This is a genomic window from Lentimicrobium sp. S6, from assembly GCF_013166635.1.
Classification (GTDB): domain Bacteria; phylum Bacteroidota; class Bacteroidia; order Bacteroidales; family UBA12170; genus UBA12170.
On sequence record NZ_JABKBZ010000168.1, the window covers coordinates 1 to 2,821 of the forward strand.

The 2,821-nt window shown below is 29.5% G+C and carries 4 protein-coding genes; 3 read left to right on the plus strand and 1 reads right to left on the minus strand.

Features of this window, described 5'->3' with window-relative positions:
- Window positions 1-230: phage integrase N-terminal SAM-like domain-containing protein (locus HNS40_RS22035; RefSeq protein ID WP_172284755.1), on the minus strand; the 230-nt coding region annotated here is incomplete at its 3' end.
- A 351-nt stretch (window positions 231-581) separates the two neighbouring features.
- Here HNS40_RS22035 and HNS40_RS22040 point away from each other — a divergent pair.
- The 3 genes from HNS40_RS22040 to HNS40_RS22050 all read left to right on the plus strand — a co-directional run bounded on the left by HNS40_RS22040 (window position 582) and on the right by HNS40_RS22050 (window position 2,496).
- On the plus strand, window positions 582-1,031 hold the full coding sequence (locus tag HNS40_RS22040) for a hypothetical protein (protein WP_172284872.1): 450 nt from the start codon (window positions 582-584) through the stop codon (window positions 1,029-1,031).
- 164 nt (window positions 1,032-1,195) lie between these two features.
- Complete coding sequence (locus HNS40_RS22045; RefSeq protein ID WP_172284873.1) at window positions 1,196-1,816, plus strand: hypothetical protein; 621 nt, start codon at window positions 1,196-1,198, stop codon at window positions 1,814-1,816.
- Complete coding sequence (locus HNS40_RS22050; RefSeq protein ID WP_172284874.1) at window positions 1,816-2,496, plus strand: hypothetical protein; 681 nt, start codon at window positions 1,816-1,818, stop codon at window positions 2,494-2,496. Before HNS40_RS22045 ends, HNS40_RS22050 begins: the two co-directional genes overlap by 1 nt.
- The last annotated feature ends 325 nt before the right edge of the window (window positions 2,497-2,821 follow it).

The window sequence follows — 2,821 nt, forward strand, 5'->3', positions numbered from 1 at the left end:
TCCGTATCCTTTTGCATCAGGTAATACAGATACTCTTCCAGCTCATCCATGTCTATATGCAGCGGGTTTTTCATGTAATAAAGTGCCAGTTTAGCTATTTGGCGTAAATAATTTTCGTGTGTAGACTTTGATCGTCCATTAATAATAAGTTTACGTTTGAACTCTTCTCCCATAGCTCTAAAGCCATCAACTTTGTTGCAGGCTTCAGAATAAATAGTAATTTTACTCATGATTTAATTTTATTAAATTATTAAACATGAGATTTATACGTATTCAATACGAATTTAAATCGAAAGCTACCTCCCTTTGGGGAGGTTTAGTTCAACACACAATATAGCCAATAAGGGTTTCAGTAGTATACGAAGGGTTGTAGCCCGCTTCAACTTTTCGTGTAACCTGATAGGAAATCGCCCGCAATCCCTTACTGGCCATATTGTCAACCGTTGTAGGGCATATTGAGAAACTCATATTAAATAAATAACGAGAAAATATTGACAAGACATTTGGATGAAATATGAGATTCAACAAATTATTTTTGAATAACATAGACTAATTACTAGATTAATCTCAAATAGATTAAAATGACAAAATATTTAACAATACTACTAATTGTATTTTTATCATCATGCTGTGGAACGCATACCGAAATAAAATATAAATATGCAGACATAACAATAAAAAGGATTGATGAATGTGGAAAAACCACCTTTTATTATCAAAAGGGACAAGAACAAATATCAGGTAGAATTAGGGCTGAATATTCTGGAATTAATGATGGGTTCAAAGGATATTTAGAATTTAACGAAAATGGTAGAGTTTCATTACTTTCTGGAGATGGATATTTCCAAACAAGTACGGACTTGGACACAACACGATTTAATTATAAAAGAATATATGAATACAGTAGACCTGAGTTAAGTGAGAATGTTTGTCAAATTATGCTTTCGACAAAATATGAGAAAGAACGAAATCTTGAGTTTGAATCAGGAATACAAGTTGAATACAATATTGATGAAAATGATTGGTGGTAGAAAAATACGCCCTACAACAATGCATCATACTTTATGGCGGGTTACGTTATGAAAATGAGTATTTTAGTTTTAAATAATAATCAGTGTGGACAGGAAGATTTGTCTTCTAAAGTCCGCCACAAAGCATATGCTTCCCGTTATGCGCAATTTAAATTTAAACACAAATGAATACAGAAATTAAACTAAATACTAAAGAATTATCGGAATTAACAGAGAATGTTGATTGGTTTGATATTGATTTAGTTATTGATTTCTGTGAACAAAATGTTGATGTTTTATCAGATTTTAAAAATTTAGAGGACGAAGATAAAATTATTGACTTAATTAATATTAAGTGTTTTAATATTAATTGTTTAATAGCTAAAGGGAAATATAAAAAGGCTCTTATTCTGGTTTCAGATATAGATATTTTAAATCAAAAAATAAAACACGAACAAGACTTTTTCAATAAATTTGAAGAAATAAAAGAATTCCAACTTGGAGTAATACAAGGAAAGTTAAAAAATTATGGCGAATCTGCTGATATCTACAAAAGACTTATAGAAATTGACCCTGAAAATGACGATTATATAGATGGTTATATCACCATGAATGAAAAAAGGTTGTATAAACAAACGATTTATATGGCTTTTATTGGAGGTGTAATTCTTATTGGTGATATTGTTCTTGAAATAATATTTGGTTATAGAATGAATAGATATATTTTCATGGCGGGTTTTTTATTGGTATTTATATATTTAGTTTTTCCGTATTTACACAAAATGTGGCTTAAGTCAAGAAAATAATGAAAAACAAACTTACCGAAACATATAAGTTTAGAATTAATTTCACCTGGCTTTTTGATTTAGCAATTGGAGCAGTATTCATATTTCTTGGTTATATTTTTGTTTCAGATTTTTCTGAATCTAATCTGTTTTTCATAATCTTTGGATTTATTCTAATCTTAATAGGACTTGTATCAATCATCCTCTTTTTAAATTATCTAAACCATAGTCTAAAATACAATATACTCGTTGACTTTGAAAAGGAAGTTTATTTGATAAAAACGAAAGCGAAACATGATTTGGTGAATTTTAATGAAATTGAATATATGGAAATACATGATTTAATAGAAATTGGAAATTTTGCCTACAGTTATAATTACGCAAAGTTTTTCACATCAAGAGGTAAAGTATTTGTCGCTAATAATTTAATGACTAACAATTATTTTGCTCCATATGGAATAAAACCTATGATTTTTAACAAACTGATTCCTATAATAAACTTAAACGCAAAAAGGCAGGAACTACCAAAATCTAAATATGATGAGTACTTAATTCGATATTCAGAATACTCAAATAAGAAATTAGAAGATATTATTAATGCAGAAAACGAATATAGAAAAATAGCTCTAAAAGCAGCAAAAAAAACATTAAGCAAAAGAAAAAAAGCGCATAACAAAAAACATAATGCATTTGGAAATTAGAGTAATAAATGACGATATTAGCTATAAATAAAGTGAGTTGTAGTTTGGAAAGGAAACGTTTCAAAAATCCAAACGCACCATGTTCCAAACGTTACCAAGCATTTAAATTCAAAGGACAAAGCATTTGGTAGGGAAAAAAGTTCTTTCTTTAATTAAGGAAACGAAAACGAATTCGGGCATTTTTAGCCAATAAGAATGAATGAGTTGAAAGATGAAGTTGCTCGGTTCCAGACGCGGGCCTTTTAAGTCCTGCCTATCTTGATTTTTAAAAAAGGCAAAGCGTGTGAATAACAAAACGACTTTGACTTGGTTTCAGTCGTGGGAA